This is a genomic window from Duganella rivi, from assembly GCF_009857435.1.
Classification (GTDB): Bacteria; Pseudomonadota; Gammaproteobacteria; order Burkholderiales; family Burkholderiaceae_D; genus Rugamonas; species Rugamonas rivi.
Window position 1 is genome coordinate 604,748 of sequence record NZ_WWCK01000002.1, and the last position, 25,496, is coordinate 630,243.

Annotated in this window: 28 protein-coding genes and 5 tRNA genes; 30 read left to right on the forward strand and 3 right to left on the reverse strand. The window is 60.8% G+C overall.

Annotated elements, in window-relative coordinates:
• The first annotated feature begins 23 nt into the window (after window positions 1-23).
• Window positions 24-1,292 (forward strand): EAL and HDOD domain-containing protein, encoded by a 1,269-nt coding sequence (locus GTP45_RS07345; RefSeq protein ID WP_161013202.1) that lies wholly within the window; start codon window positions 24-26, stop codon window positions 1,290-1,292.
• Between the two features lie 93 nt (window positions 1,293-1,385).
• Here the strand turns inward: GTP45_RS07345 and GTP45_RS07350 are convergent, their stop codons facing one another.
• Both GTP45_RS07350 and GTP45_RS07355 read right to left on the reverse strand, forming a co-directional pair.
• The gene (locus GTP45_RS07350) at window positions 1,386-2,111 is read right to left on the reverse strand and encodes an SAM-dependent methyltransferase (protein WP_161013203.1); all 726 of its coding nucleotides are present in this window, start codon (window positions 2,109-2,111) and stop codon (window positions 1,386-1,388) included.
• Between the two features lie 4 nt (window positions 2,112-2,115).
• Window positions 2,116-2,718, reverse strand: a complete 603-nt coding sequence (locus GTP45_RS07355) for a Maf-like protein (protein ID WP_161013204.1) — start codon at window positions 2,716-2,718, stop codon at window positions 2,116-2,118.
• A gap of 135 nt (window positions 2,719-2,853) precedes the next feature.
• Between GTP45_RS07355 and GTP45_RS07360 the strand changes: the two genes are divergently transcribed.
• The 8 genes from GTP45_RS07360 to fabF all read left to right on the forward strand — a co-directional run bounded on the left by GTP45_RS07360 (window position 2,854) and on the right by fabF (window position 9,391).
• The gene (locus GTP45_RS07360; protein WP_161013205.1) at window positions 2,854-3,351 is read left to right on the forward strand and encodes a YceD family protein; all 498 of its coding nucleotides are present in this window, start codon (window positions 2,854-2,856) and stop codon (window positions 3,349-3,351) included.
• Between the two features lie 156 nt (window positions 3,352-3,507).
• A complete protein-coding gene (rpmF, locus tag GTP45_RS07365; protein WP_072783806.1) occupies window positions 3,508-3,690 on the forward strand; it encodes a 50S ribosomal protein L32 in 183 nt (60 codons plus the stop codon).
• A gap of 147 nt (window positions 3,691-3,837) precedes the next feature.
• On the forward strand, window positions 3,838-4,899 hold the full coding sequence (gene plsX / locus GTP45_RS07370; RefSeq protein WP_161013206.1) for a phosphate acyltransferase PlsX: 1,062 nt from the start codon (window positions 3,838-3,840) through the stop codon (window positions 4,897-4,899).
• Window positions 4,900-4,915: 16 nt separating this feature from the next.
• Window positions 4,916-5,899: a beta-ketoacyl-ACP synthase III gene (locus GTP45_RS07375; protein ID WP_161013207.1), complete on the forward strand. Its 984-nt coding sequence runs from the start codon at window positions 4,916-4,918 to the stop codon at window positions 5,897-5,899.
• A 99-nt stretch (window positions 5,900-5,998) separates the two neighbouring features.
• Entirely contained in the window at window positions 5,999-6,934 is a 936-nt protein-coding gene (fabD, locus tag GTP45_RS07380; protein WP_161013208.1) for an ACP S-malonyltransferase, read from the forward strand.
• A 48-nt stretch (window positions 6,935-6,982) separates the two neighbouring features.
• Complete coding sequence (fabG, locus tag GTP45_RS07385; RefSeq protein WP_161013209.1) at window positions 6,983-7,729, forward strand: 3-oxoacyl-ACP reductase FabG; 747 nt, start codon at window positions 6,983-6,985, stop codon at window positions 7,727-7,729.
• A 143-nt stretch (window positions 7,730-7,872) separates the two neighbouring features.
• Complete coding sequence (acpP, locus tag GTP45_RS07390) at window positions 7,873-8,112, forward strand: acyl carrier protein (RefSeq protein ID WP_055936274.1); 240 nt, start codon at window positions 7,873-7,875, stop codon at window positions 8,110-8,112.
• A 31-nt stretch (window positions 8,113-8,143) separates the two neighbouring features.
• On the forward strand, window positions 8,144-9,391 hold the full coding sequence (fabF, locus tag GTP45_RS07395) for a beta-ketoacyl-ACP synthase II (protein WP_161013210.1): 1,248 nt from the start codon (window positions 8,144-8,146) through the stop codon (window positions 9,389-9,391).
• Between the two features lie 81 nt (window positions 9,392-9,472).
• Here the strand turns inward: fabF and GTP45_RS07400 are convergent, their stop codons facing one another.
• Window positions 9,473-9,682 (reverse strand): hypothetical protein, encoded by a 210-nt coding sequence (locus GTP45_RS07400; protein ID WP_161013211.1) that lies wholly within the window; start codon window positions 9,680-9,682, stop codon window positions 9,473-9,475.
• 220 nt (window positions 9,683-9,902) lie between these two features.
• Between GTP45_RS07400 and GTP45_RS07405 the strand changes: the two genes are divergently transcribed.
• The 21 genes from GTP45_RS07405 (at window position 9,903) to GTP45_RS07505 (ending at window position 25,493) form a co-directional block, all read left to right on the forward strand.
• Window positions 9,903-10,085 carry a hypothetical protein gene (locus tag GTP45_RS07405; RefSeq protein ID WP_161013212.1) on the forward strand — a complete coding sequence of 61 codons (183 nt, stop codon included), beginning with the start codon at window positions 9,903-9,905 and terminating at the stop codon, window positions 10,083-10,085.
• 77 nt (window positions 10,086-10,162) lie between these two features.
• The gene (rpoE, locus tag GTP45_RS07410; RefSeq protein WP_161013213.1) at window positions 10,163-10,765 is read left to right on the forward strand and encodes an RNA polymerase sigma factor RpoE; all 603 of its coding nucleotides are present in this window, start codon (window positions 10,163-10,165) and stop codon (window positions 10,763-10,765) included.
• 71 nt (window positions 10,766-10,836) lie between these two features.
• Window positions 10,837-11,109 (forward strand): sigma-E factor negative regulatory protein, encoded by a 273-nt coding sequence (locus GTP45_RS07415; protein ID WP_161013214.1) that lies wholly within the window; start codon window positions 10,837-10,839, stop codon window positions 11,107-11,109.
• Window positions 11,110-11,245: 136 nt separating this feature from the next.
• Complete coding sequence (locus GTP45_RS07420) at window positions 11,246-12,730, forward strand: DegQ family serine endoprotease (protein ID WP_371874416.1); 1,485 nt, start codon at window positions 11,246-11,248, stop codon at window positions 12,728-12,730.
• A gap of 6 nt (window positions 12,731-12,736) precedes the next feature.
• On the forward strand, window positions 12,737-12,985 hold the full coding sequence (locus tag GTP45_RS07425) for a glutaredoxin family protein (protein ID WP_161013215.1): 249 nt from the start codon (window positions 12,737-12,739) through the stop codon (window positions 12,983-12,985).
• Between the two features lie 169 nt (window positions 12,986-13,154).
• Window positions 13,155-14,948: a translation elongation factor 4 gene (gene lepA, locus GTP45_RS07430; protein ID WP_161013216.1), complete on the forward strand. Its 1,794-nt coding sequence runs from the start codon at window positions 13,155-13,157 to the stop codon at window positions 14,946-14,948.
• Window positions 14,945-15,862 (forward strand): signal peptidase I, encoded by a 918-nt coding sequence (gene lepB, locus GTP45_RS07435; RefSeq protein WP_161013217.1) that lies wholly within the window; start codon window positions 14,945-14,947, stop codon window positions 15,860-15,862. Before lepA ends, lepB begins: the two co-directional genes overlap by 4 nt.
• 29 nt (window positions 15,863-15,891) lie before the next feature.
• On the forward strand, window positions 15,892-16,266 hold the full coding sequence (locus tag GTP45_RS07440; RefSeq protein WP_161013218.1) for a DUF4845 domain-containing protein: 375 nt from the start codon (window positions 15,892-15,894) through the stop codon (window positions 16,264-16,266).
• 11 nt (window positions 16,267-16,277) lie between these two features.
• On the forward strand, window positions 16,278-17,066 hold the full coding sequence (rnc, locus tag GTP45_RS07445; protein WP_161013219.1) for a ribonuclease III: 789 nt from the start codon (window positions 16,278-16,280) through the stop codon (window positions 17,064-17,066).
• A gap of 12 nt (window positions 17,067-17,078) precedes the next feature.
• Window positions 17,079-17,984 (forward strand): GTPase Era, encoded by a 906-nt coding sequence (era, locus tag GTP45_RS07450; protein WP_161013220.1) that lies wholly within the window; start codon window positions 17,079-17,081, stop codon window positions 17,982-17,984.
• A 19-nt stretch (window positions 17,985-18,003) separates the two neighbouring features.
• Entirely contained in the window at window positions 18,004-18,843 is an 840-nt protein-coding gene (gene recO / locus GTP45_RS07455; RefSeq protein WP_161013221.1) for a DNA repair protein RecO, read from the forward strand.
• Between the two features lie 13 nt (window positions 18,844-18,856).
• Complete coding sequence (pdxJ, locus tag GTP45_RS07460; RefSeq protein WP_161013222.1) at window positions 18,857-19,621, forward strand: pyridoxine 5'-phosphate synthase; 765 nt, start codon at window positions 18,857-18,859, stop codon at window positions 19,619-19,621.
• Window positions 19,618-20,013 (forward strand): holo-ACP synthase, encoded by a 396-nt coding sequence (gene acpS, locus GTP45_RS07465; RefSeq protein WP_161013223.1) that lies wholly within the window; start codon window positions 19,618-19,620, stop codon window positions 20,011-20,013. Before pdxJ ends, acpS begins: the two co-directional genes overlap by 4 nt.
• The gene (uvrC, locus tag GTP45_RS07470) at window positions 20,010-21,863 is read left to right on the forward strand and encodes an excinuclease ABC subunit UvrC (RefSeq protein ID WP_161013224.1); all 1,854 of its coding nucleotides are present in this window, start codon (window positions 20,010-20,012) and stop codon (window positions 21,861-21,863) included. The genes acpS and uvrC overlap by 4 nt, the downstream gene beginning before the upstream one ends.
• A gap of 96 nt (window positions 21,864-21,959) precedes the next feature.
• On the forward strand, window positions 21,960-22,541 hold the full coding sequence (pgsA, locus tag GTP45_RS07475; protein ID WP_161013225.1) for a CDP-diacylglycerol--glycerol-3-phosphate 3-phosphatidyltransferase: 582 nt from the start codon (window positions 21,960-21,962) through the stop codon (window positions 22,539-22,541).
• 98 nt (window positions 22,542-22,639) lie between these two features.
• Window positions 22,640-22,715: transfer RNA gene (locus tag GTP45_RS07480), tRNA-Gly, on the forward strand.
• Window positions 22,716-22,785: 70 nt separating this feature from the next.
• Window positions 22,786-22,861, forward strand: a tRNA-Gly gene (locus GTP45_RS07485).
• Between the two features lie 49 nt (window positions 22,862-22,910).
• Window positions 22,911-22,986: transfer RNA gene (locus tag GTP45_RS07490), tRNA-Gly, on the forward strand.
• A 55-nt stretch (window positions 22,987-23,041) separates the two neighbouring features.
• Window positions 23,042-23,115 (forward strand) — tRNA-Cys (locus GTP45_RS07495).
• A 10-nt stretch (window positions 23,116-23,125) separates the two neighbouring features.
• A tRNA-Gly gene (locus GTP45_RS07500) sits at window positions 23,126-23,201 on the forward strand.
• A 204-nt stretch (window positions 23,202-23,405) separates the two neighbouring features.
• The gene (locus GTP45_RS07505; RefSeq protein ID WP_161013226.1) at window positions 23,406-25,493 is read left to right on the forward strand and encodes a beta-galactosidase; all 2,088 of its coding nucleotides are present in this window, start codon (window positions 23,406-23,408) and stop codon (window positions 25,491-25,493) included.
• Window positions 25,494-25,496 lie beyond the last annotated feature (3 nt).

A 25,496-nucleotide genomic window follows, 5' to 3' on the forward strand; every position in this document is an offset into this window, starting at 1 on the left:
CGATTTAACAATGGGAGTCCCCCATGATGTTAGCCTCGTCATCGGCGCCAACCAAGCTAGCTGACAACTTCTTCCTTGCGCGCCAGCCTATCCTCAACCGGGGACAGCGGCTGGTGGCATATGAACTCCTGTTCCGCGACGCCGCTTCCTACAACGGCGCCCACGTTACCGACGATACCGAAGCCACGGCCACCGTGATTGCCCATGCGGCCGAGCTGGGCATGGGGCAGGTGGTGGGCGACCAGATGGCGTTTGTGAATGTCGATGCGGTCGGTTTGATGAGCGACTTCATCCGCTTCCTTCCGAACGACAAGGTGATCCTCGAAATTTTAGAGACGGTGAAGGCGACGCCGCAAATCTTGGCGCGCGTGAGCGAGCTCAAGCAGGCTGGCTTCAAGTTTGCACTCGACGATGTGATCGGGCAGTCGGAGGACGTGCAGAAATTCATGCCGCTGTGCGACGTGATCAAGGTCGATATCAAGGACATGCAGCCCGGCACCTTGCCGGCGCTGGCGAAAGTGCTCAAGAACCCCAAGCAAAAGCTGCTGGCGGAGAAGGTCGAGACCAACGAGGAATTCCAGGAATGCATGGAGCTGGGCTTTGAGTATTTTCAAGGCTACTACTTTGCGCGGCCGGTGATTTTAAGCGGCAAGAAGATTTCGCCGTCGCAGATGAGCGTGCTGCACTTGCTGGAGCTGCTCGATCGCGATGCCAGCAGCGCCGAGATCGAGCGCAGCGTGAAGCATGATGCGCTGATCACCTTGAACCTGCTGCGGCTGGTGAACACGCCGGCGGTGGGCGCGCGGCAGCGTATCAATTCAGTCGGGCATGCGTTGATGGTGCTGGGACGGCGGCAACTGCGGCGCTGGCTGCAAATCCTGCTGTACGTGAAGAGCGGCGGCACGCAGGAGTTCACCTCGCCGCTGCTGCAATTGGCGACCACGCGCGGCAAGACCATGGAACTGATGGTCGAGCACCGCAAGCCGGGGCAGCGCGTGTGCGCCGACATAGGCTTCACGGTGGGCGTGATGTCGCTGATGGATACGCTGTTCTCGATCCACATGCGCGATGTGCTGGAGAGCGTCAACGTGCTGGACGAAGTGAGGGCGGCGCTGCTGCACCGCAGCGGCGACTACGGCAATATGCTGAGCCTGATCGAACATGTCGAGCGCGGCCGCGATAGCAAGGTACTGGCGCAGATGCTGCACCAGCTAGACCTCAAGCCGGCCGAACTCTACGCCATCCAGCTCGCCGCGATCGAGTGGGTCACCGAGTACACCCGCGGCATCTAAATCCGGGGTCAGGTCCCCCATTTCTACACGGCCTCTACCGTAGTGTGCGCTACGGTAGAGGCCGTGTAGAAATGGGGGACCTGACCCCGGAGTTTACTGTCCGAGCAGCAGGAACACGGTTGGTTTTTTGTGGAAGTCCGGCGCGGACGCGGTTTTCCACTGGGCCGCGGTCATGGTGCGGATGGTTTCGGATGGCAGGCTGAGGTCGGTCGCCACGCAAATCAGCGTGCCCGGCGCGCACGACGCCACCAAGGCTTCCAGCATGGCCGCATTGCGGTACGGCGTTTCGATAAACAGCTGCGTCTGCTTTTCCTTGCGCGAGCGCTGTTCCAGTTCCTTGATGCGCTTGTCGCGCTGGCCCGCATCGGTCGGCAGGTAGCCGTTGAAGGCAAAGCTCTGGCCATTCAGGCCGCTCGCCATGACGGCCAGCAGCAGCGACGAAGGGCCGACCAGCGGCCGCACCGGAATCTTGTGCTGGTGCGCCAGGCGCACCAGGTCGGCGCCGGGATCGGCCACTGCTGGCACGCCGGCTTCCGACACCAGTCCGCCATCCTGGCCCGCCAGCAGCGGCGCCAGCAGGTCGCTGAGGGCGGCGGCCGGCGTGTTGACGTTCAATTCGGCGATCTTAATTTCCTGCATCGGCTTGCACAGCGGGTGCTGCGCGCCGACCAGTTTCAGGAAAGCGCGCGCAGTCTTGGCGTTTTCGGCGACGAAATAATCAAGCTGCGAGGTGATGCGCTGTACTTGCTCGGGCAGGACTTGGTTCAGGGCTTCGGTCTCGCCCAGGGTATTCGGTATTAAAAAGAGAGTGCCGGTCATATTGTTAGTTTTTGAAGAAGGTGACGCCAATCTTGCGCAGCATGCCCGTCAGCGCGATCAAAGGCAAGCCGGTGAGGGCGGTCGGGTCGCTGCTGTCGATGCGCTCCAGGATCGCAATGCCCAAGGCTTCGTTCTTGGCGCTGCCGGCGCAGTCGTAAGGCTGTTCGATGCGCAGGTAGGCATCCAGCTCGGCATCTGGCAGGTCGCGGAACTTGACCACGGTCTGGATATTCTCGACTTGGGCAGCGTTTGCCAAATTCGTGTTGCGGCCATCCCACACGCACAATGCGGTGTGGAAGATGACTTCGCGCCCGCGCATTTTCTGCAATTGTGCCAAGGCGTTGGCATGATTGCCAGGCTTGCCAATTTGTTCATCGTCGAGCGTCGCCACCTGATCCGAGCCGATCACGATGGCGCCGGGCAGTTTGGCGGCCACGGCAGCGGCCTTTTCGCGGGCCAGGCGCAGGGCGGTGGCGCTCGGGGTTTCGCCCGCCAGCGGGGTCTCGTCAATGTCGGGCACGGCCACGTCAAACGGCAGTTGCAGGCGCGATAATAATTCCTTGCGGTAGGCGGAGCTGGACGCCAGTACGAGTAAACTTGATGTCATGAGGGGAATGTTATATGCTCTGTCGCCGGCGAAAGTGCCTGTAGCCAGCGGCAGAAAAACGCGAAAAATCGCTAAGGCTTTGACTTAAATGCGAAAACCCTGCTATTATCGCAGGTTTTCCGGGGAAACTCTGTAATGAATGCTCTTGTGATCGACACCTTTGAATTCTGTCGGACCAACAGCAGCCAGCAAGGCGTCACGCCTGTGGTCGAAATGACCCGTCTGGCTAAGGAATGCGCGGACAAGTCCGGCGAGATTACCTGGAACGCAGTAGGAACGACCCACAAACTGGGCATCCCGCAGATGACGCTGTCGGTCTCCGGCAATGTGCAACTGGTCTGCCAGCGCTGCCTTCAGCCTTATGCTCACCACCTCGATTCGTCGACCGTGCTGATGCTGGGTAAGGATGATGAAGATGCAGACGAAATTGAAGAACGTATTGACGACGAGTCGATCGATGTGATCGTCGGCAGTCGCAGCATGGAGCTGATGTACCTGGTGGAAGACGAAGCATTGCTGGCCTTGCCGCAATCGCCACGTCACGATGTCTGCCCGGATTCCAGCCTGCTGGACAAGGCAAAAAGCGAGAAGATCTCGCCGTTCGATGCTCTGAAGAGCCTCAAATCCGAATAAGTAGTAAGGGGTTCGCCCCGAGTGAAGAACGTGTCAAAACGCGTGTGATATCGAGTCTTGGCAAGTTAGCAGTGCAATGTAGTAGGGCTCGATTCGCATGTTATATGCCGGTCGAATGTGTTAGAATTTTAGAACTTAGTATTAGGAGTCATTAACATGGCAGTTCAACAGAACAAGAAGTCCCCATCGAAGCGCGGTATGCACCGTTCGCACGATTTCCTGGTTGCTCCACAACTGGCAATCGAGCCAACCACCGGTGAAACCCACCTGCGTCACCACATCAGCCCTAACGGCTTCTACCGTGGTCGTAAAGTCCTGAAAACCAAAAACGACGAGTAATCGATCGCTTTTGCTGGACCCAGAAACAGGCGGTGCTGACTTGTGTAGCATCGCTTTTTCTTTTTTAATCGGCTGCAATTTGGTTTTGCACACCGTCATGTTCCAACGCGGATTCCGCCGTTTGCGGTTCTGCCGCTTGCCATAACAATGACAATCAAAATTTCTATCGACTGCATGGGTGGCGATCATGGCCCCTCGGTCACTATTCCCGCAGCTGTCTCCTTCGTTCAACGCGAGCCTGAAGCCGAACTGATCCTGGTCGGTCTCGAAGACGTCATCCGCGCCGAACTGAAGAAACACCATGCCGACGCGCACCCGCGCCTGAGCATCGTGCACGCCTCCGAACAAGTCACCATGGACGATCCGCTGGAAGTGGCCCTGCGCCGCAAGAAGGATTCGTCGATGCGCGTCGCCATCGAGCAAGTGAAAGACGGCAAGGCCCAGGCCTCCGTCTCGGCCGGCAATACCGGCGCGCTGATGGCGGTCGCCCGCTACGTACTGAAAACCATGAGCGGCGTCGACCGCCCGGCGATTTGCAGCATCATGCCGAACCAAAAGGGCGGCCCGACCTATATGCTGGATCTGGGCGCCAACGTCGATTGCGAGCCGCACCACTTGCACCAGTTTGCCATCATGGGCTCGGTGCTGGTGTCGGCCATGGAAAACATCGCGCGTCCGACCATCGGCCTGCTCAACGTCGGCACCGAAGACATCAAGGGCAACGACGTGGTCAAGGCCACCAGCAAGCTGCTGCAACTCGATCACGAGCGCGGCGCACTGAACTTCTACGGCAACGTGGAAGGCAACGATATCTTCAAAGGCACCACCGACCTGGTGGTGTGCGACGGCTTTACCGGCAATGTCACGCTGAAGGCAGTGGAGGGCGTTGCGCGCTTCTTCGCCGACACCGTCAAGTCGGAATTCACCCGCAATCCGCTGACCATCCTGAGCGCACTGATCGGTCGCGGCGCCCTGAATAACATCAAAAAACGCCTGTCGCCGTCGCGTTACAACGGCGCGAGTTTGCTGGGTTTGCGCGGCCTGGTGTTCAAGAGCCATGGCGGCGCCGATGCATATTCCTTTGAATGGGCGATCAAGCGAGCGTATGATGCTGCAAAAAATGACGTGTTGCCGCATATCTCGACGCTGATCACTGAGCTCATGCCGCGCAACACCGAGACCCCGGAAGTACCAAGCTCAACTATTTAGTGGACGGTAGAACGGCATGACTTTGTATAGCAAAATTATCGGCACCGGCAGCTATCTGCCGGCAAAGCGCGTGACCAACCAGGAACTGGCTGATCAACTCGCTGCCAAGGGCATTGAGACATCGGACGAGTGGATCGTCAGCCGCAGCGGTATCGCGGCGCGCCACTTCGCTGCGCCTGATCAAAAATCGTCGGACCTGGCGGTCAACGCCGCCAACAATGCGCTAGCCATGGCTGGCATGCAGCCTAACGATATCGACCTGATCATCGTGGCCAGCTCGACGCCGGATTTCTTCGGCAGCTTCCCAAGCACCGCCTGCATCGTGCAGCAAAAGCTGGGCATCACCAACAACGGCGCGGCCGTGGATGTGCAAGCCGTGTGCAGCGGCTTCGTCTACGCGCTGTCGACCGCAGACGCTTTCATCCGCGCTGGCGTGCATAAAAATGTGCTGGTGATCGGCGCTGAAGTGTTCTCCCGCATTCTCGATTTCAAAGACCGTACCACCTGCGTGCTGTTCGGCGATGGCGCTGGCGCCGTGGTGCTGACTGCATCGCAAGAGCCGGGCATCCTGTCGACGGCCTTGCACGCTGACGGCAGCCAGTCGAGCATCCTGTGCATGCCGAACACCTTTAGCGGTGCGACCGCCGGCGAGGCTTACCTGTACATGGATGGCCCGGCGGTGTTCAAGCTGGCCGTATCGGTGCTGGCGAAAGTCGCTGACGAGGCGCTGGAAAAAGCCAATATGAAAGCGGAGCAGATCGACTGGCTGATCCCGCACCAGGCCAACCTGCGCATCATGAGCGGCACCGCTAAGAAGCTGGGCCTGCCAATGGAAAAAATGGTGGTCACGGTGGATCAGCACGGTAACACCTCGGCTGCATCGATTCCGCTGGCGCTGGACGCTGCCGTACGCGACGGTCGTGTGCAACGCGGTCAGAACATCATGATGGAAGGCGTGGGTGGCGGCTTTACCTGGGGCGCAGTTCTGGCGAAGTTTTAAGCTGAATTAGAATTAGAGTTCTAACGGACTCAACGGTAGCAAGGCTGTCATGTTTGGATGTTAGCTTTGCAGCCAATAATAAAAGAGATGGATGAAGTTATGACTAAATTTGCTTTTGTATTCCCTGGCCAAGGTTCGCAAGCGATTGCGATGATGGACGGCTTTGCCGGCAATCCGGTAGTCGCCCAGACCATTGCTGAAGCGTCCGACGCCCTCGGCTTCGACATCGGCAAGCTGATGGCCGAAGGCCCGAAAGAAGAGCTGGATCTGACCACCAACACCCAGCCGGTCATGCTGACCGCAGCCGTGGCCGCGTACCGCGCCTACATCGCTGCCGGCGGCGCCGTGCCGTCGGTGGTGGCTGGCCACAGCCTGGGTGAATACTCGGCGCTGGTGGCTGCCGGCGTAATCTCGTTCAAAGACGCTGTGCCGCTGGTGCGCTTCCGCGCGCAAGCCATGCAGGAAGCCGTGCCGGTCGGCCAGGGCACCATGGCCGTGGTGTTGGGCCTGTCGGATGACGACGTCCGCGCCTCGTGCACCGAAGCCGCTGCCGCCGGTGGTGTGGTGGAAGCCGTCAACTTCAACGCGCCTGCGCAAGTGGTGATCGCCGGTGAAACCGCCGCCGTTGAGCGCGCCTGCGAAATCGCCAAGGCCAAGGGCGCCAAGCGCGCCATGAAACTGCCGGTGTCGGCGCCGTTCCACTCGTCGCTGCTGAAGCCGGCGTCGGACCGCCTGCGCGACTACCTGGCAGGCATCACCTTCTCGGCGCCGCAAATCCCGCTGATCAACAACGTCGACGTGGCGGTGCTGAACGATCCGGCCGCCATCAAGGATGCGCTGGTGCGCCAGGCGGCCGCGCCGGTGCGCTGGGTGGAAACCGTGCAAAAGATGGCCGCCGACGGCGTCGCCAAGCTGGTCGAATGCGGCCCGGGCAAGGTGCTGATGGGCTTGACCAAGCGCATCGACGGCAACCTGATCGGCGACGCGATTTACGATCAAGCCACGCTGGAACGCGTATTGAGCGAACTCAAATAAGCGCTTGCGCATTCAGGCACACTCAGAATTTACCGTAGAAGGACTTACATGACTTTAGCAAATCAAGTCGCCCTGGTAACGGGCGCATCGCGCGGCATCGGCAAGGCCATTGCACAAGAGCTGGCCCGCCAGGGCGCGCGCGTGATCGGCACCGCCACCACCGAGGCTGGCGCGGAAGCGATTTCCGCCTACCTCGCCGAGATCGGCGCGGAAGCAGGCAAGGGCATGGTGCTGAACGTCACCAATGCCGAAGCGTGCGCTGCCATCATCGACGACATCAGCAAAACCTACGGCGCAGTTGCCATCCTGGTCAACAACGCCGGCATCACCCAGGATCAACTGGCGATGCGCATGAAAGACGAAGAGTGGGAAAACGTCATCGCCACCAACCTGAACTCGGTCGGCCGCCTGTCGCGCGCCGTGCTGCGCGGCATGATGAAGGCCAAGGCTGGCCGCATCATCAACATCACCTCGGTGGTGGCCTCGTCGGGCAATCCGGGCCAGATGAACTACGCTGCCGCGAAAGCCGGCGTGGAAGGCATGACCCGCGCGCTGGCGCGTGAAATCGGCAGCCGCAACATCACCGTCAACAGCGTGGCGCCGGGCTTTATCGACACCGATATGACCAAGGCGCTGGGCGAAGAACAGCACGCCGCCTTGCTGACTCAGATTCCGCTGGCGCGCCTCGGCAAGCCAGAGGATATCGCCGCAGCGGTCGCCTTCCTGGCGTCGCCGCAAGCCGCTTATATTACCGGCACCACCCTCCACGTGAATGGCGGTATGTATATGAACTGATGAAAATGGGCTTAAAATAAAGCCCATTCAAATCTTTTAGTAGGTATTTCAGTATATTTAGCAGCAGACACTGAAATTAGTTTTTCGGCGCGCAAACCTGATAAAATGCGCGCTTTCCGTAACAAACAAAATGGAGCCATAACATGTCGGATATCGAACAACGCGTAAAGAAAATCGTCGCTGAACAACTGGGCGTCGCCGAAGCAGACATCAAAACCGAATCGTCGTTCGTTGACGATCTGGGCGCTGACTCGCTGGACACCGTTGAACTGGTGATGGCACTGGAAGACGAGTTCGAAATGGAAATCCCTGACGAACAAGCAGAAAAAATCACCACCGTGCAGCAAGCGATCGACTACGCTACCGCTCACGTCAAGGCGTAATTTCTGCCCCGATCGACTCTAGGAGAATCGCTTGAGAGGTTCTAAAAACCGTCGTGTTGTCGTGACCGGCCTCGGCGCCGTTTCCCCGATCGGCAATAACATTGCCGAAACGTGGAGCGCTGCCCTTGAGGGTAAATCCGGTATCGCCAACATCACCAAGTTTGACGCAACAGCTTTCAGCACCCGCTTTGCCGGCGAAGTGAAAGGCTTCAACATCGAGAATTACATCTCGGCGAAAGAAGCCCGCCACATGGATACCTTCATCCATTACGGCATGGCGGCCAGCATCCAGGCCGTGGAAGACTCCGGCCTGACCGTTACTGAAGCTAACGCCGACCGTATCGGCGTGATCGTCGGTTCCGGTATCGGCGGCCTGCCGATGATCGAAGAACAGAAGGAAGATTACGACAAGCGCGGTCCGCGCCGTATCTCGCCGTTCTTCGTGCCTGCCTCGATCATCAATATGATCTCGGGCAACCTGTCGATCAAGTACGGCATGCGTGGTCCTAACCTGTCGATCGTCACGGCTTGCACCACCGGCCTGCATTGCATCGGCGCCGCTGCTCGCTTGATCGAGTACGGCGATGCGGATGTGATGGTGGCCGGTGGCGCGGAATCGACCGTGTCGCCGCTGGGCCTGGGCGGTTTCGCCTCGGCCAAGGCGCTGTCGTCGCGCAACGACGATCCGGCTGCTGCATCCCGTCCATGGGATCAGGACCGCGATGGTTTCGTGCTGGGCGAAGGCGCCGGTGTGATGGTGCTCGAAGAGTACGAGCACGCCAAGGCGCGCGGCGCCAAGATCTACGCTGAAGTGGTCGGCTTCGGCATGAGCGCGGATGCGTATCACATGACCTCGCCTCTGGAAGATGGCAGCGGTGGCAGCAAGTCGGCGCAAGCCGCGCTGGCCAACGCCGGCATCAATCCAGACCAGGTGCAGTATGTGAATGCGCACGGTACCTCGACGCCGCAAGGCGACGTGGCGGAAGTGCAGGGCATCAAGCGCACTTTCGGCGATCACGCCAAGAAGCTGGTGGTCAATTCGACCAAGTCGATGACCGGCCACTTGCTGGGCGGCGCAGGCGGCCTGGAGTCGGTGTTTACGGTACTGGCGGTGCACCATCAAAAGTCGCCGCCGACCATTAACATCTTCAACCAGGATCCGGCTTGCGACCTGGACTTCTGCGCCAATGTGGCCCGCGATATGAAGATCGAGTATGCAGTCAAAAACTCGTTCGGCTTTGGGGGCACCAATGGCAGTTTAGTCTTCGGTAAGATCTAAGGTCGTGCCAAAAAGACCGCCGCGTCGTTGCGGCGGCTCGCCGTGCTAACGCACTGTCTTCGCCGCCGCGCCTAGCTGCGCTCATTTTGGCCCAACCTTAAAATAGTTTGAACCAATTCTCTGCTCACCTAGTCCAAACATGGTGAGCGAGAATTCGGCGCCGGCACTCGCCGGCGCCTGAATTGCCCAGCCTTTATTTTTTATTGGCTGGCGCTTCCACATAGTTTTTCCCCCGTTTTTAAATTCATGTGTTTGTGGTGCTGCCGTCATGTCGATTGCGGTGTCTGTCATCGTTCGCCCCTCGCGCGGCCTGCGTCTTGCGCACGCCGGGCTGTGTTGTTGCGTGATGGCGTCAGCGGCGATCTGCTCCGGCAGTGTGGCGCCGTTGCTGTGTTTGCTGGCGGGCGCGCTGGGTTGGCGGTTCGGGCGTCCATCGGCTATTGCACATCGGCTTGATATATCCGGTGTCGGACTGTTGCGGCTGGCGTTATACCAGCACAACGGCGCAACGATGCAATGGCTAGGCGGTTCCACCTTGTGGCCGCGCCTGCTGTTGCTGCGCCTGCAGGACGAGACCGGCCGGGTGCAGTTGCTGACGGTGTTGCCGGACTGCGTGGCGCGCCAGCAGTGGCGCACTGTGGCGCTGGCATGCCGCGCCGCTGCGCGCGCCCAAATAAACACGCCGGCAGTGTGAACTTCTTGCAGCGGGCTAACTCTATAGCATATGGCTAGACGAATCAGCAGCGCTGCAGGCCACCGAGGAATGCAGGAGTGACGACAGAACGCGAGTGCGACCAGTTGCTGGTCGAGCGGGTCCGTGATGGCGATAAGCAGGCGTTTGATTTGCTGGTGGCGAAGTATCAGCGCCGGCTCATGCGCTTGTTGTCGCGCATCGTGCACGACCCTACAGAAGCGGAGGACGTGGTGCAGGAGACCTTTATCAAGGCATACCGGGCGTTGCGGCATTTCCGTGGCGATTCGGCCTTCTACACGTGGCTGTACCGTATCGGCATCAACACCGCCAAAAACTCTTTGGCGACGCAGGGCAGGCGCATGCCGACTTCCACCGATGCCGATAGCGAGCTGGCGGAAAGCTTTAACGATGGCGAGTATCTGCGCGACATCAATACGCCGGAGTCCATGTTGGCCAGCAAGCAGATCGCCCAGACCGTCAACGCAGCCATGGACTCGCTGCCGGTCGACCTGCGCACCGCCATTGCGTTGCGCGAGATCGAAGGCCTGAGCTACGAGGAAATTTCAGACATCATGGCCTGCCCGATCGGCACCGTGCGCAGCCGCATCTTCCGCGCGCGTGAGGTGATTGCAGACAAATTGCGGCCCTTGCTCGATATGCCGGTTGACAAGCGCTGGTAAGGCGGCAATGATGCAAGAGCTGTTGGCGTCCGGCAAAAGGGCGGACTGGTTTTGACATGGCGGGATACGCGATGGATACGCAAAAAAGACTGCACGAACACATCTCGGCGCTGGCCGACGGTGAATTGTCGGACAGCGAGCGTGAGCTGGCCTTTGCCGCGCTCGATACGCCCGAGGGGCAGGCCGCGTGGCGCGCCTACCACTTGGCCGGCGACGTGCTGCGCAACACCCCTTGCAGCGAGCCCAGCGAGGGCTTCAACGCCCGGTTAAAGGCCGCGCTGGACGCCGAGCCGGCCTTGGCCGCCGCCCCGGAAGAGCCGGCCGACGCCATCATTCTTCCTTAAGCGCAACCCCTCTATAATCATGCTGCGCATCCGGCCTAGCGACTTTTCGCTTACCATGTGCTAGCCTCACGTCGCGCGCTCACCGCATCGACGGGGGAGGGCATGCATCCCGAACTTTTAGAGAACAATACTTTCCATGAAAAATAACTTCACTGCTGGTAGTAAAACTCTGTCCGCGCTGGTACTCGGCGCAAGCTTATGGATGTCCTTGGGCATGTCGCCTGCCACGGCGGCCTCGCCGGTCACCGGCGCGGTGATCGGCCTGCCGGACTTTGCCGACCTGGTCGACCGCGTCGGCCCGGCGGTGGTGAATATCCGCACCACCGAGCGTCCGAAGCAAAGCAACCGCGCCAACGGCCTGCCGGGCGACGATGAGATGCAAGAACTGCTGCGCCGCTTCTTCGGCGGCCAGGTGCCGGGGCCGCAGGGCCGTGGCCAGCGCCGCCAGGCGCCGTCCGACGAGCCGGTGAACCGCGGCGTCGGTTCCGGCTTCATCTTGTCGGCCGACGGCTACGTGCTGACCAATGCCCACGTGGTCGATGGCGCCGACGAAGTTTTCGTCACCCTGACCGACAAGCGCGAGTTCAAGGCCAAGGTACTGGGCGCCGACACCCGCACCGACGTGGCGGTACTGAAAATCGAAGGCGAGAAGCTGCCATTCCTCGTGATGGGCGATTCGGACAAGATCCGCGCCGGCGAGTGGGTGATTGCCATCGGCTCGCCGTTTAACCTGGAAAACACGGTCACCGCCGGCATCATCTCGGCCAAGGCGCGCGATACCGGCGAATACCTGCCGCTGATCCAGAGCGACGTGGCGGTCAATCCCGGCAACTCGGGCGGCCCGCTGATCAATATGCGTGGCGAGGTGATTGGCATTAACTCGCAGATCGCCACCTTGTCGGGCGGCTCGAACGGTATTTCGTTCGCGGTGCCGATCAACGAGGCGATCCGGGTGTCGGATCAGTTGAAGAAAAACGGCAAGGTCACGCGCGGCCGCATTGGCGTGCAGATCGGCGAAGTCAGCAAGGAAGTGGCCGAGTCGCTGGGCCTGAAATCGGCGCAGGGCGCGGAGGTGTCGCTGGTGGAGCCGGGCGGCCCTGCCGACAAGGCCGGCATCAAGGCGGGCGACATCATCCTCAAATTCAACGGCAAGCAAGTGAACCGTTCGTCCGACCTGCCGCGCCTGGTGGGTGAGACTGCGCTCGACAGCAAAGCCACGGTGACCCTCTGGCGCAAGGGCGCCGAGCTGACGCTGCCGGTCACGGTGGTCGAGCTCGATGGCGACAAGCCGGCCAAGGGCGGCAAAGGCAAGGGCGGCAAGGCTGAGCCGGAAGCCAACAAAGCCAATGCGCTGGGCCTGAAAGTGAGCGACCTGACGGCCGAGCAGAAGAAAGAGCTGGGCGTGAGCGGCGGCGTGGTGGTGGATTCGGCAGAAGGCGTGGCGGCCGGCGCCCAGCTGGAAGAGGGCGACGTGCTGCTGCAGCTGAACAACATCGAGATCAAGGACGCCAAGCAGTTCAACGCGGCCGTGGCCAAGCTCGATCCGAAGAAGCCGTCGGTGCTGCTGGTGCGCCGCGACGATACCACGCGCTTCATCTCGCTGCGCCCAAGCGCGAAATAAGGCAACGTGCAATTCACGCTGTATTCCCGCAGTTATTGCCATTTGTGCCATGACATGCTGGACGCGCTGCTGCGGCTGCAAACGCCGCAGCGGCCGTTCACCGTCAATGTCATCGATATCGACCAGGCCGGCGACCCCGCGTTGCTGGCCAAGTACGATGAACTGGTGCCGGTTCTGTTCGCCGATCTGGCGCAACCGGAGCTGTGCCACTACTTCCTGGACGAAGCCAAAGTGCGGCTGCTGCTGCAATCCTAGGCAAAACTGCATTTCTCGTGGCATAAATCGGGCTTTCCACTCTGAAATCCGGTAAAATGCCGGGGCAAATCATATTTCCACAAGGCGCTCGTCAGGGCATAGCCCCCGTTCGGAGCGCTTTTTTGTATTGTGCATCCGTCGTTTCAAACCCGTTTTTGAATTTTTGTTAATGAATAACATACGTAATTTCTCCATCATCGCCCACATCGACCACGGCAAATCGACGCTGGCAGACCGCATTATTCAGCTGTGCGGCGGCCTGTCCGACCGCGAGATGGAGGCGCAAGTGCTCGACTCGATGGACCTCGAGCGCGAACGCGGCATTACGATCAAAGCGCAAACCGCCGCCCTGCAATACAAGGCCCGCGATGGCGTGGTCTACAACCTGAATCTGATCGATACCCCGGGCCACGTCGACTTCTCGTACGAAGTGTCGCGCTCGCTGTCGGCCTGCGAAGGCGCGCTGCTGGTGGTTGACGCCTCGCAAGGCGTGGAAGCCCAGACCGTGGCCAACTGCTACACCGCGCTGGATCTCGGCGTGGAAGTGGTGCCGGTGCTGAACAAGATCGACCTGCCGAACGCCGATCCACCGAATGCCATCAAGGAAATCGAGGACGTGATCGGCATCGAGGCCGGCGACGCCGTCCAATGCTCGGCCAAGACCGGCCTGGGCGTGGAAGACGTGCTGGAATCGATCATTGCCAAGGTGCCGCCGCCGAAGGGCGACGCCACCGCGCCGCTGCAGGCGCTGATCATCGACTCCTGGTATGACGCCTACGTCGGCGTGGTAATGCTGGTGCGCGTGGTCAACGGTACCCTGAAACCAAAGGACAAGATCAAACTGATGGCTACCGAATCGGTGCAGCTGGTGGAAGATATCGGTATCTTCTCGCCGCGCTCGGTGTCGCTGCCGCAGCTGACCGCCGGCCAGGTGGGCTTCGTCATCGCCGGCATCAAGGAACTGAAAGCCGCGCGCGTGGGCGACACCATCACCCTGGCATCGGCCCCTGCGCCGGCGCCGCTGCCGGGCTTCAAGGAAGTCCAGCCGCAGGTGTTCGCCGGCCTATTCCCGGTCGAAGCCAACCAGTACGACGCGCTGCGCGACGCGCTGGAAAAACTGAAACTGAACGACGCCGCCCTGATGTACGAGCCGGAAGTGTCGCAGGCGCTGGGCTTCGGCTTCCGCTGCGGCTTCCTCGGCCTGCTGCACATGGAAATCGTGCAGGAGCGCCTGGAGCGCGAGTTCGACCAGGACCTGATCACCACCGCGCCGACCGTGGTGTACGAGGTGGAAATGCGCGACGGCTCCATCGTCAAGGTGGACAACCCATCGCGCATGCCGGAAAACACCAAGATCAACGAAATCCGCGAACCTATCGTCACGGTCAACCTGTACATGCCGCAAGAGTACGTGGGCTCGGTGATTACCCTGTGTATCGCCAAGCGCGGCGTGCAGATGGACATGAGCTACCACGGCCGCCAGGTCAAGCTGATCTACGAAATGCCGATGGGCGAGATCGTGCTGGACTTCTTCGACAAGCTGAAGTCGACCTCGCGCGGCTACGCCTCGATGGACTACGAGTTCAAGGAATACCGTGCCTCGGACGTGGTCAAGGTCGATATGCTGATCAACGGCGACAAAGTTGACGCGCTGGCGATTATCGTCCACCGCTCCAACTCGGCCTACCGCGGCCGCCAGGTGGCTGCCAAGATGCGCGAACTGATTCCACGCCAGATGTTTGACGTGGCGATCCAGGCCGCCATTGGCGTCAACGTGATCTCGCGTGAAAACGTGAAGGCGCTGCGCAAGAACGTGCTGGCCAAGTGCTACGGCGGTGACGTCAGCCGTAAGAAGAAACTGCTGGAGAAACAAAAAGCCGGTAAAAAACGCATGAAGCAAGTGGGCTCGGTCGAGATTCCACAAGAAGCGTTCCTGGCTATCTTACAAGTGGACGAGAAATGAACCTGCAAGTCATCTTAGGTAACTTTGCATTAATCCTGTTCGTGCTGATGGTCATCACGGGCGTGATCTGGTTTCTGGATGTGTTTTATTTGGCCAAGCAGCGCCGTGCTGCGGCCGACCGCGCGCTGGCCGAGTACGACGCCCGCAACGCCAAGCTGACTGCCGACGGCATCAAGGTCGACAACAGCGGCAACCGCGCCCAGCTGGAAGCAGGCATCCTGCGCCAGCCGACGTGGATCGAGTACTCGGGCAGCTTCTTCCCGGTGATCGCGCTGGTGTTCTTCCTGCGCTCGTTCCTGTACGAGCCATTCAAGATCCCGTCGACTTCGATGGTGCCGACCCTGCTGGTGGGCGACCTGATCCTCGTGAACAAGTTCACCTACGGCATCCGCCTGCCGGTGATCAACAAGAAGATCGTGCAGATCAACGACCCGCAGCGCGGCGACGTGATGGTGTTCAAATATCCGCTGGATATGAGTCAGGATTACATCAAGCGCGTCATTGGCGTGCCGGGTGATAAAATCACGTATGAAAACAAGCGCTTAACCGTGAACGGCGTAGAAGTGAAGTACACCGCCATGGATGACTACCTCGATGACGAGAAGCTGGTTTACCGCAAGCAATATCAGGAAAACCTGACCGGCGTCAGCCATCGCATCCTGAACAACGCGGAAGACCCGACCTACAAGCGCGAGGGCGTGCTGGCCTTCCCGAACAACGAGGCCTGCACCTACCGCTATGAAGGCTTTACCTGCGTAGTTCCAGCAGGCAATTACTTCATGATGGGCGACAACCGCGACAACAGCGCGGACAGCCGCTACTGGGGCTTTGTCCCGGATAAGAATATTGTTGGAAAAGCATTTTTCGTTTGGATGAATTTGGGTAATCTGCGCCGTATCGGCAGCATTCACTAATTCTGTGCGCAGGCTCGAAAGGGACTAAGATGCAAAAACGGCAGGATGGTATTTCGCTGGTTGGCTTGATCTTCGCTTTGGCGCTGGTGGGCTTTGTGCTGGTGCTGGGGCTGAAAATCGTCCCCACCTACACCGAGTACCGTGCGATCCAGAACGCCATCGTGAGCGCGAAAGCGACCGGTGGCTCCGTGGTCGAGATCCAGAAGGCCTTCGACGCCAGCGCCGTCAGCGGCTACGTGACCTCGATCACCGGCCGCGACTTGGTCATCGAAAAAGTGAACAACGAATTCGAAGTCAGCTTCGCCTACGAAAAGAAAATCCCGCTGGTCGGACCGGCCAGCTTATTGCTTGAATATGAAGGCACCACCGCCAAAGGCGGCGCCGCCCCCGCGAAAACCCAATAAAGAAACCGCTGATGAATCTCCAGTTATTGCAAACTCGTTTAGGCTACACGTTCCAGGATGCTGGTCTTTTACAGCAGGCCCTGACGCACCGTAGCCATAGCAGTGTGCATAACGAACGGCTGGAGTTCCTTGGCGACTCGATCCTGAACTGCGTGGTGGCGTCCATCCTGTACGACCGCTACCTGGAAATCGACGAAGGCGATTTGTCGCGCCTGCGCGCCAACCTGGTCAAGCAGCAGTCGCTGTTTGAAATCGCCCAAAAGCTGGAGCTGTCGCAGTTCCTGCGCCTGGGCGAGGGCGAGTTGAAATCGGGCGGCTTCCGCCGTCCGTCGATCCTGGCCGACACGCTGGAAGCACTGCTGGGCGCGATCTACCTCGACGGCGGCTTCAACCCGGCGCGCGACGTGATCCGCTCGTTCTACATCCCGATCCTGGATTCGGTTGATCCGCAGACCCTGGGCAAGGACGCCAAAACCCTGCTGCAGGAATTCCTGCAAGCGAAAAAAATCTCGCTGCCGCAATACAATGTGATCGCCACCCACGGCGCCGCGCACAGCCAGGAATTTGAAATCGAATGCCTGGTGCCCAAGCTGGGCATCCAGGTGTTCGGCCGTGGCGGCAGCCGCCGCGCCGGCGAACAGGCAGCCGCCAAGCTGGCCTTGGCCGCCGCTGAACAAGCCGTGCAAAAAGCGCCGGCAGCGGCCCGCAAGTCCAAGCCGCGCGCCGCCCAGCTCAAGCTGGCCGGCATCGCCACCGTGCAGGAACAGCCGAGCTCCTCGGCTAAGGCCGCCAACAAATAATAAGAGAACATCATGACCACCGAACAGACCTCTGCCAGCAACTTCCGTTGCGGCTACATCGCTATTGTGGGCCGCCCTAACGTCGGCAAGTCCACGCTGATGAATACGCTGATTGGCGCCAAGGTCAGCATCACCTCGCGCAAGGCGCAGACCACGCGCCACCGCATTACCGGCATCCAGACCTACGACGACGCCCAGTTCATTTACGTCGATACGCCGGGCTTCCAGACCCGCCACGCCAATGCGCTGAACAAGACGCTCAACAAGACCGTCACCAACACCCTGATCTCGTCGGACGTGATCGTGTTCGTGATCGAAGCGGGCACCTTCGGCCCGGCCGATCAGCAAGTGCTGGATCTGCTGCCGACCGAAGTGCCGGTGATCCTGGTGATCAACAAGGCCGACCGCGTGAAGGACAAGGCAGCGCTGATGCCGTTCGCGCAGCAAGTGGCGTCCAAGTTCAATTTCGCGGCCATCGTGCCGGTATCGGCCAAGCTGCGCTTCCAGCTCGATGGCCTGGAAAAAGAACTGAAGAAGCTCTTGCCGGAGAACGAGGCCATCTTCGATGCCGACGATATCACCGACCGTTCGGAAAAATTCATGGCGTCGGAAATCGTGCGCGAGAAGCTGTTCCGCTTTGTCGGCGACGAGCTGCCGTACACCAGCACGGTGCTGATCGAGAAGTTCGAGCAGGAAGGTGAGCTGCGCCGCGTGTTTGCCGCCATCCTGGTCGAACGCGACACCCACAAGTCGATGATCATCGGGAACAAGGGCGTCCGCCTGAAAGAAGTCTCCACCCAGGCGCGCCTGGACATGGAAAAACTGTTCGGCGGCCCGGTTTACCTTGAGATATGGGTGAAAGTGAAATCCGGCTGGGCTGATAACGAAGCAGGTCTGCGCGCCTACGGCTACGAGTAAGCGGGCCGCCCACACCAGCATGTCCACCACGCCAGACGCCACCTTGGACGCGCCGCCAGCAGCGGCGCCGGTGGACGCTGGCGCGCCTGCGGCAACTGCCGCAGCGCCGGCCAAACGGCCACGCGCATCATCGCGCGAGCGCACCGTCGGCACCAAGGTCGCCGGCCAGCCGGCCTTCGTCCTGCACAGCTATCCCTACAAAGAAACCAGCCTGATTATCGACCTGTTCACGCGCGACTTCGGCCGCGTGGCCTTGATCGCCAAGGGCGCGAAACGGCCCCACTCGCAACTGCGCGGCGTGCTGCAAACCTTCCAGCCCCTGTCCTCAAGCTGGGTCGGCAAATCCGAACTGCGCACGCTGACTGACGCCGAATGGGTAGGCGGCATGCTGCCGCTGGAGAAAACCGCGCTGCTATGCGGTTTCTACCTGAACGAACTGCTGGTCAAGCTGCTGGCCCGCGACGACGCGCATCCGGCCTTGTTCGACCACTACGTCTCGACCTTGAATCAGTTGGCGCATAATGAACCCGCGCCCATCGTCTTGCGAAAATTCGAACGGGCCTTACTTAAAGAGACAGGCGTCGCCGCCGACCTGACGCGCTGCGTTGAAACGCGCCGCTCCGTGCAAGCCGGCGTGATCTACGTGGTCGATCCCGAACGCGGCCCACGTCCCGAGCGCGCCTCCGACCCGTGGCCGCGCGTGGCAGGCAAAACGCTGCTCGACATGGAGTGCGAAAATTACGAAGACGTCGCCACCCAAGTCCAAAGCAAGCAGCTAATGCGCTTCCTGGTCGCACACCACTTGAACGGCGCGCCATTGAACACCCGCCAGATCCTGATCGATCTGTCCCAGTTATAACGAGAATAGAACCATGAGCTTCCTGCAACCATCCGGCACCATCATCGACTTGGGCGTGAACATCGACCACGTCGCCACCTTGCGCAACGCGCGCGGCACGCAGTACCCGGATCCGATCCGCGCCGCGCTGCTGGCCGAGCAGGCCGGCGCCGACTGCATCACGCTGCACCTGCGTGAAGACCGCCGCCACATCAAGGATGCCGACGTGATCGCGCTTGCGCCCAAGCTGCTGACCCGCATGAATCTGGAAGCCGCTGTTACCCAGGAGATGATCGACTTTGCCTGCAAAATCAGGCCGGCCGACGTTTGCCTGGTGCCGGAAAAGCGCACCGAAGTCACCACCGAAGGCGGCCTCGATGTCGTCGGCAACTACAACGCCGTCGAGCGCGCAGTGAAACAGCTGCAAGCGGAAGGCATCCGCGTCAGCCTGTTCATCGATGCGGAAGCGGAGCAGATGGACGCCACCGCCGCCGTCGGCGCGCCGGTGATCGAACTGCACACCGGCCGTTACGCCGACACCGAAGGCGCAGAGCAAACCGCTGAACTGGAACGCATCTATCGCGGCGTGCTGCATGGCGTGTCGAAAGGCCTGAAAGTGAACGCCGGCCACGGCCTGCATTACACCAACGTGCAAGCGATTGCCGCCATCCCGGAAATCGCGGAACTGAATATCGGCCATGCCATCGTCGCGCACTCCGTCTTCGTTGGCTGGGAAAACGCCGTGCGCGAGATGAAGGCCATCATGGTGTCTACGCGCCTCGGCCGAGGCGCGCAATGATTTACGGGATCGGCACCGACATCTGCAAAATTCCGCGCATTGAAGCGGCGCTGGCAAAACGCGGCGATCGCTTTGCCAAAAAGATTTTGGGGCCGCAGGAGTTTGAGAAGTACCTGGCGCGCAAGGCCAAGCACCCGGTGCGCGGCATCCGCTTCGTGGCGACGCGTTTCGCGGCCAAGGAGGCCTTCTCGAAAGCCATCGGCCTGGGCATGCGCATGCCGATGACGTGGCCCGCCGCGCAGATGCTGAATCACCCAAGCGGCAAGCCGATGATCGTCTGTAGCGGCGTGCTGAAAGAATTCATGGAAAAGAATAAGCTGTCGGCGCAAGTCACCGTCAGCGACGAGGAAGACTACGCGGTCGCCTTCGTCATCGTGGAGCAGGAAAAGTGAATGAAGAAGTAAGCGATCCGCGCGAAAAAGTACTAGCCACCGTCGCCAAGCTGCCCAATCTGCCGGGCGTGTACCGCTATTTCGACGCCGAGGATAAAGTCCTCTACGTCGGCAAGGCGCGCGACCTGAAAAAGCGCGTGTCGAGCTATTTCCAGAAAAACCTGAGCAGCCCGCGCATCGCCATGATGGTCGAGCGCATTGCGCGTCTCGAAACCACCGTCACCCATAGCGAAGCCGAAGCGCTGATCCTTGAGAATAACCTGATCAAGGCACTGAGCCCGCGCTTCAACATCCTGTTCCGCGACGATAAATCGTATCCGTACCTGAAAATCACCGGCGGCGATGCGCCGCGCATGGTCTACTACCGCGGCGCGGTGGACAAGAAGAACCAGTACTTCGGGCCTTTCCCTAGCTCGTGGGCGGTCAAGGAATCGATGCAGATTTTGCAGAAGGTGTTCCAGATCCGCACCTGCGAAGAGAGCGTGTTTGCCAACCGCACGCGCCCATGCCTGCTGAACCAGATCGGCCGTTGCAGCGGCCCGTGCGTGGACTTGATCAGCAAGGAAGACTACAAGCTCGATGTGGAAAACGCCGCGCGCTTCCTGCGCGGCCGCCAGTCCGAAGTGCTGGAAGACCTCGAAAAGAAAATGCACGCCTACGCGGCCGACCTCAAATTCGAGCAGGCGGCGGCGGTGCGCAACCAGATCCAGTCGCTATCGCGCGTGCTGCACCAGCAAAGCATGGAGACCACCGGCGACGCCGACGTCGACATCATCGCGGTGCTGGTGCAGGGCGGGCGCGCCTGCGTCAACCTGGCGATGGTGCGCGGCGGCCGCCACCTCGGTGACCGTGCCTACTTCCCGACCCACGTCGGCGACGCTGAAGCGATCGCGGAAAACGCGATTGAAGTGGAAGTGCTGTCGGCCTTCCTCGCCCAGCACTACGCGGACAAATTCATCCCAGGCACGCTGATCCTGAATATCGAATTCGATCACCCGGCCTTGATTCAAGCCTTGCAGGAGCAGTGCGGCCACCGCATCAACCTCGTGTTCCAGCCGCAGGATCAGCGCCGCAAGTGGCTGGAGCTGGCGCAGAAGGGCGCCGAGATTTCGCTGGCGCGGCTGCTGTCGGAGCAGGGCTCGCAGCAATCGCGCACGCGCGCGCTGGTCGAAGCCTTGCAGCTGGAACCGGAGGACATCGACACCCTGCGCGTGGAATGCTTCGACATCTCGCATACGCAGGGCGAGGCGACGCAGGCCTCGTGCGTGGTGTTCCATCACCACCAGATGCAGAACGGCGAATACCGCCGCTACAACATCAACGACATCACGCCGGGCGACGATTACGCCGCCATGCGCCAAGTGCTGTACCGCCGCTACGAGAAGGTCGCCAACGGCGACGGCGTGATGCCGGACGTGGTGCTGATCGACGGCGGCAAGGGCCAGATCGAAATGGCGCGCCAGGTGTTTGCCGAACTTGGGCTGGACATCAGCTTGATCGTCGGTGTGGCGAAAGGGGAGGGCCGCCGCGTTGGCCTGGAGACCCTGATGTTCGTCGACGGCCGCCCATCGCAGGAACTGGGCAAGGAATCGGCGGCGCTGATGCTGGTCGCGCAAATCCGCGACGAGGCGCACCGCTTCGCCATCACCGGCATGCGCGCCAAGCGCGCCAAGACGCGCCAAACCTCGCGCCTGGAGGAAATCGAAGGCATCGGCGCCAAGCGCCGGCAACGCTTGCTGGCCCGCTTCGGCGGCCTGCGCGGCGTGATGAACGCCAGCGTGGAAGACCTCAAGACCGTGGAGGGCATCTCCAGCGCCCTGGCCGAGGAAATCTACAAGCAGCTTCATTGAGCGGGCGTGGCTTCTACGGTGCTGGTTTAATGTGCTGCGTCAAGGTAGACTAGCGGCGCATTACACATTTTCATGGCCGCACTTTATTTTGAGCTTATGCCTTTCAATATCCCGATTCTGTTGACCTGGTTGCGCGTTGCGCTGATTCCGCTGGTGGTGGGTGTCTACTACCTTCCCACCACTGTGCTGCCGGTGGCGGATCAGAATCTGGCGGCCACGCTGGTGTTTATCGTTGCCGCCGTCACCGACTGGTTTGACGGCTTCCTGGCCCGCCGCTGGAACCAGACCTCGGCCTTCGGCGCCTTCCTCGACCCGGTAGCGGACAAGCTGATGGTGGCCGGCGCCTTGCTGGTGCTGGTGCAGCTGGATCGGGCCAACGCCGTGATGTCCTTCATCATCATCGGCCGCGAGATCGCCATTTCGGCGCTGCGCGAGTGGATGGCGCAGATCGGCGCTTCCAAGTCGGTGGCGGTGAGCTCACTGGGCAAGATCAAGACCACGGCGCAAATGACCGCCATTCCGCTGCTGCTGTTCCATGACGTGCTGTGGGGCGCCGTCGACAGCCAGTTCTGGGGCGCGCGCCTGCTGGAAGTGGCGGCGGTGCTGACCGTGTGGTCGATGTTCTACTACCTGCGCCTGGCATGGCCGCTGATCAAGGAAAAGTCGGGCCAGCTCTAACCGTATAAACAATATTTTTCATTCAGCAAATTTTTACCATTGACAGCCTCTGTAGAACCTCTATAATGCTGGCCTGTTGTTGATGACGACGAAGCAAAGCGGGAGTAGCTCAGTTGGTAGAGCGCAACCTTGCCAAGGTTGAGGTCGAGAGTTCGAGACTCTTCTCCCGCTCCAAGCGTAGTCATCGAAAACAAGTAGTACTAGCAAAAACAGCAGTCACCTGCTAATATGCTGGACTCGAAATGCGGGAGTAGCTCAGTTGGTAGAGCGCAACCTTGCCAAGGTTGAGGTCGAGAGTTCGAGGCTCTTCTCCCGCTCCAGTTTCCTCGGAAACGCGAGTGTTCGTAGTAAAAGCAGTACAAACTCCATGCGGGAGTAGCTCAGTTGGTAGAGCGCAACCTTGCCAAGGTTGAGGTCGAGAGTTCGAGACTCTTCTCCCGCTCCAGAATTTCGGATTGCAGCGCGTAACCAGCTGTTATCTCGTAGTAAATGTTTCCTCTGGCGAGGTAGCAAAGCGGTTATGCAGCGGCCTGCAAAGCCGTCTAGGTCGGTTCGACTCCGATCCTCGCCTCCAAAGCTCCTCAGCGGGAGTAGCTCAGTTGGTAGAGCGCAACCTTGCCAAGGTTGAGGTCGAGAGTTCGAGACTCTTCTCCCGCTCCAAGATGAAGAAGGGCAGCCGATGTGGCTGCCCTTTTTGTTTTATCCTTGCCTGCCGTTCCCCGCTACGGCGCGAGCGTTGGTGGATTTATGAAATTCACCAACCCGCAGTACAAAATATTCCAAGTCTCCTTGCACGCACGCCGCAGCGCGTTGGCGCTGCTACCATGACCGCCATAATCAGACGGCAACCAAGGAGACCTTTTCATGCCCCGTGTTCGACCGGCGCTTCCGCCATTTCGCCCCCGTTTCAAACACCTTGCCGCCGCGTCGATGCTGGCGCTGCTCGCCCTGCGCGCGACCGCCGCGCCGGCATCGCCGCATCCCGACTGGCCGGGTGCCGGCCAGCTGTACGTCGGCACCTGCTACCAGCCGGTCGACCGCAGCGCCGAACAGATCGCGCGCGACATCGCGCTGATGCGCGAATCCGGCTTCAAGGTGGTGCGCATGGGCGACCTGTCGTGGGATTATTTCGAGCCGGCCGACGGCCAATTCAGCTTCCAGCGCTTCGACGCGATCATGGACCAGATGCATGCGGCCGGCATCAAGGTCATCCTCGACATCGCCGGCCTGCCGGCGCCGCTGTGGCTGCACCGCAAATATCCCGGCGTCGACCTGGTCACGCAGCAGGGCACGCGCCTCGATCCGGCCGAGCGCTACATGGACAATATCAGCGATCCCGACTACAAGCGCCTGGTGAAGCGCTTCGCCGACACGCTGACGCGGCGCTACGCCAGGCATCCGGCGCTAATGGCGATCGGCTTCGACAACGAGATCGGCAACGGCTTCATGTCGTATTCCGAGGCCGACCGCAAGCGCTTCATCGTCTGGCTCAAGAAGAAGTACGGCAACCTCGACGCGCTGAACCAGGCCTGGGCCACGCAGCGCTGGTCGCGCCGCATCGGCGACTGGGACGAGGTGCGCCTGCCTTACGCCGAGGGCCCCGGACCGTTCGAGCGCCAGCTCGACCTGCGCCGCTACTGGTCCGACGTCACCATCGAGACGCTGGCCGACCTGGAAGCGGTGCGGCAAAAGAACGCGCCCGACAAGCCTGCCATCTCCAACCTGTGGGACAGCGCCGGGCGCAAGGGCTTCGACTACCTGTCGAGCTACCGCCGCTACGCCCACTACGGCGCCATGGGCTTCTATCCGGGCGAGCCGGTTGGCGCCGGCTTCGAGGCGCTGATGATGAAGGCCGGCATGTCCACGCCGATCTGGTTCAACGAGTTCACCGCCGGCGGTCCCGGCTACTACGGCACCAAGGGACGCTCGCGCATGTGGGCCCATTTCGGCCTGCTGCTGGGCGCGCAGTCGGTGCTGGCGTGGACCTTCAACAGCCATCTGGGCGGCGAGGAGCAGGCGCTGTTCGGCCTGCTCGACCACGACGACCGGCCGTCCTGGAAGCTGGGCGAGTTCGCCACCATCGCGGCCGATTTCGCCAAGCTGCAAAAACTGGGCTTCCCGCGCATGACCCAGCCCAAGGTCGCCATCGCCTACTCGTTCGACAACATGCAGGCCACCAACCCGGTCGGCTCGCAGCAGACCAACACCGTCAAGCCCTACCTGACCACGCCGTACATGACGCAGGCGCACAACGCCTTCGCACCGCTGCTCAAGGATAATGTCGACGTCGCCGTGATCAATATTGCGCACGAAGACTTGAGCCGCTACCGCCTGCTCGTGGTGCCCGGCATGTACCTGCTGGACCAGGCCAGCACGGACGCGATCCGCAAATTCGTCGCCGACGGCGGCACCGCCGTCATGACCGCTTATTCGGCCAAGGTCGATGGCCGCAACCAATGGTACGGCACGCCGTTGCCGGGCGGCCTGAGCGACGTCTTCGGCCTGCGCACCAACGAGTTCTACAAGGACGAGGGGCTGCTCACCCGCATCGGGGATGAGGACATCAAGAGCAGCATCCCATATTACGAGGTGCTGGAGCCGTCGAGCGCGCAGGTGCTGGCGCGCTTCACCAAAACAGAGGGCATGCCGCCGTCGGTCACCGTCAACCAGTACGGCAAGGGGCAGGCGATCTACGTCGCCACGCCGGCCCAGCCGCAGCTGATGCGGCCGCTGTACCGCCAGCTGTACGCCAGCCTCGGGATCAAGCCGGGACCGGCGACACCGGACGGCGTCTACGCGCGCGAAGTCGAGGGCAGGGTGTTGTACGTCAACACCACCACCGAGCCGCGCGAAGTCGGCATCGACGGCAGTATGGCCGGCATGCTGACCGGCCAGCGCTGGAACGGCAAGCTGGTGCTGCCGCCGTACGGCGTCGAGCTGCTGTCCAAATGAGCG

Excerpts from the sequence above, each read along its gene's own strand:
- fabG (WP_161013209.1), top strand. The coding sequence starts at position 6,983 with ATGACTTTAGCAAATCAAGTCGCCCTGGTAACGGGCGCATCGCGCGGC.
- pdxJ (WP_161013222.1), top strand. The coding sequence starts at position 18,857 with ATGAGCTTCCTGCAACCATCCGGCACCATCATCGACTTGGGCGTGAAC.
- lepA (WP_161013216.1), top strand. The coding sequence starts at position 13,155 with ATGAATAACATACGTAATTTCTCCATCATCGCCCACATCGACCACGGC.
- lepB (WP_161013217.1), top strand. The coding sequence starts at position 14,945 with ATGAACCTGCAAGTCATCTTAGGTAACTTTGCATTAATCCTGTTCGTG.
- GTP45_RS07360 (WP_161013205.1), top strand. The coding sequence starts at position 2,854 with ATGAATGCTCTTGTGATCGACACCTTTGAATTCTGTCGGACCAACAGC.
- GTP45_RS07355 (WP_161013204.1), bottom strand. The coding sequence starts at position 2,718 with ATGACATCAAGTTTACTCGTACTGGCGTCCAGCTCCGCCTACCGCAAG.
- pgsA (WP_161013225.1), top strand. The coding sequence starts at position 21,960 with ATGCCTTTCAATATCCCGATTCTGTTGACCTGGTTGCGCGTTGCGCTG.
- era (WP_161013220.1), top strand. The coding sequence starts at position 17,079 with ATGACCACCGAACAGACCTCTGCCAGCAACTTCCGTTGCGGCTACATC.
- GTP45_RS07440 (WP_161013218.1), top strand. The coding sequence starts at position 15,892 with ATGCAAAAACGGCAGGATGGTATTTCGCTGGTTGGCTTGATCTTCGCT.
- GTP45_RS07375 (WP_161013207.1), top strand. The coding sequence starts at position 4,916 with ATGACTTTGTATAGCAAAATTATCGGCACCGGCAGCTATCTGCCGGCA.
- GTP45_RS07350 (WP_161013203.1), bottom strand. The coding sequence starts at position 2,111 with ATGACCGGCACTCTCTTTTTAATACCGAATACCCTGGGCGAGACCGAA.
- GTP45_RS07405 (WP_161013212.1), top strand. The coding sequence starts at position 9,903 with ATGCAATGGCTAGGCGGTTCCACCTTGTGGCCGCGCCTGCTGTTGCTG.
- GTP45_RS07420 (WP_371874416.1), top strand. The coding sequence starts at position 11,246 with ATGAAAAATAACTTCACTGCTGGTAGTAAAACTCTGTCCGCGCTGGTA.
- acpP (WP_055936274.1), top strand. The coding sequence starts at position 7,873 with ATGTCGGATATCGAACAACGCGTAAAGAAAATCGTCGCTGAACAACTG.
- GTP45_RS07400 (WP_161013211.1), bottom strand. The coding sequence starts at position 9,682 with ATGACAGACACCGCAATCGACATGACGGCAGCACCACAAACACATGAA.
- GTP45_RS07345 (WP_161013202.1), top strand. The coding sequence starts at position 24 with ATGATGTTAGCCTCGTCATCGGCGCCAACCAAGCTAGCTGACAACTTC.
- rpmF (WP_072783806.1), top strand. The coding sequence starts at position 3,508 with ATGGCAGTTCAACAGAACAAGAAGTCCCCATCGAAGCGCGGTATGCAC.
- plsX (WP_161013206.1), top strand. The coding sequence starts at position 3,838 with ATGACAATCAAAATTTCTATCGACTGCATGGGTGGCGATCATGGCCCC.
- rnc (WP_161013219.1), top strand. The coding sequence starts at position 16,278 with ATGAATCTCCAGTTATTGCAAACTCGTTTAGGCTACACGTTCCAGGAT.
- fabD (WP_161013208.1), top strand. The coding sequence starts at position 5,999 with ATGACTAAATTTGCTTTTGTATTCCCTGGCCAAGGTTCGCAAGCGATT.
- GTP45_RS07415 (WP_161013214.1), top strand. The coding sequence starts at position 10,837 with ATGGATACGCAAAAAAGACTGCACGAACACATCTCGGCGCTGGCCGAC.
- recO (WP_161013221.1), top strand. The coding sequence starts at position 18,004 with ATGTCCACCACGCCAGACGCCACCTTGGACGCGCCGCCAGCAGCGGCG.
- acpS (WP_161013223.1), top strand. The coding sequence starts at position 19,618 with ATGATTTACGGGATCGGCACCGACATCTGCAAAATTCCGCGCATTGAA.
- GTP45_RS07505 (WP_161013226.1), top strand. The coding sequence starts at position 23,406 with ATGCCCCGTGTTCGACCGGCGCTTCCGCCATTTCGCCCCCGTTTCAAA.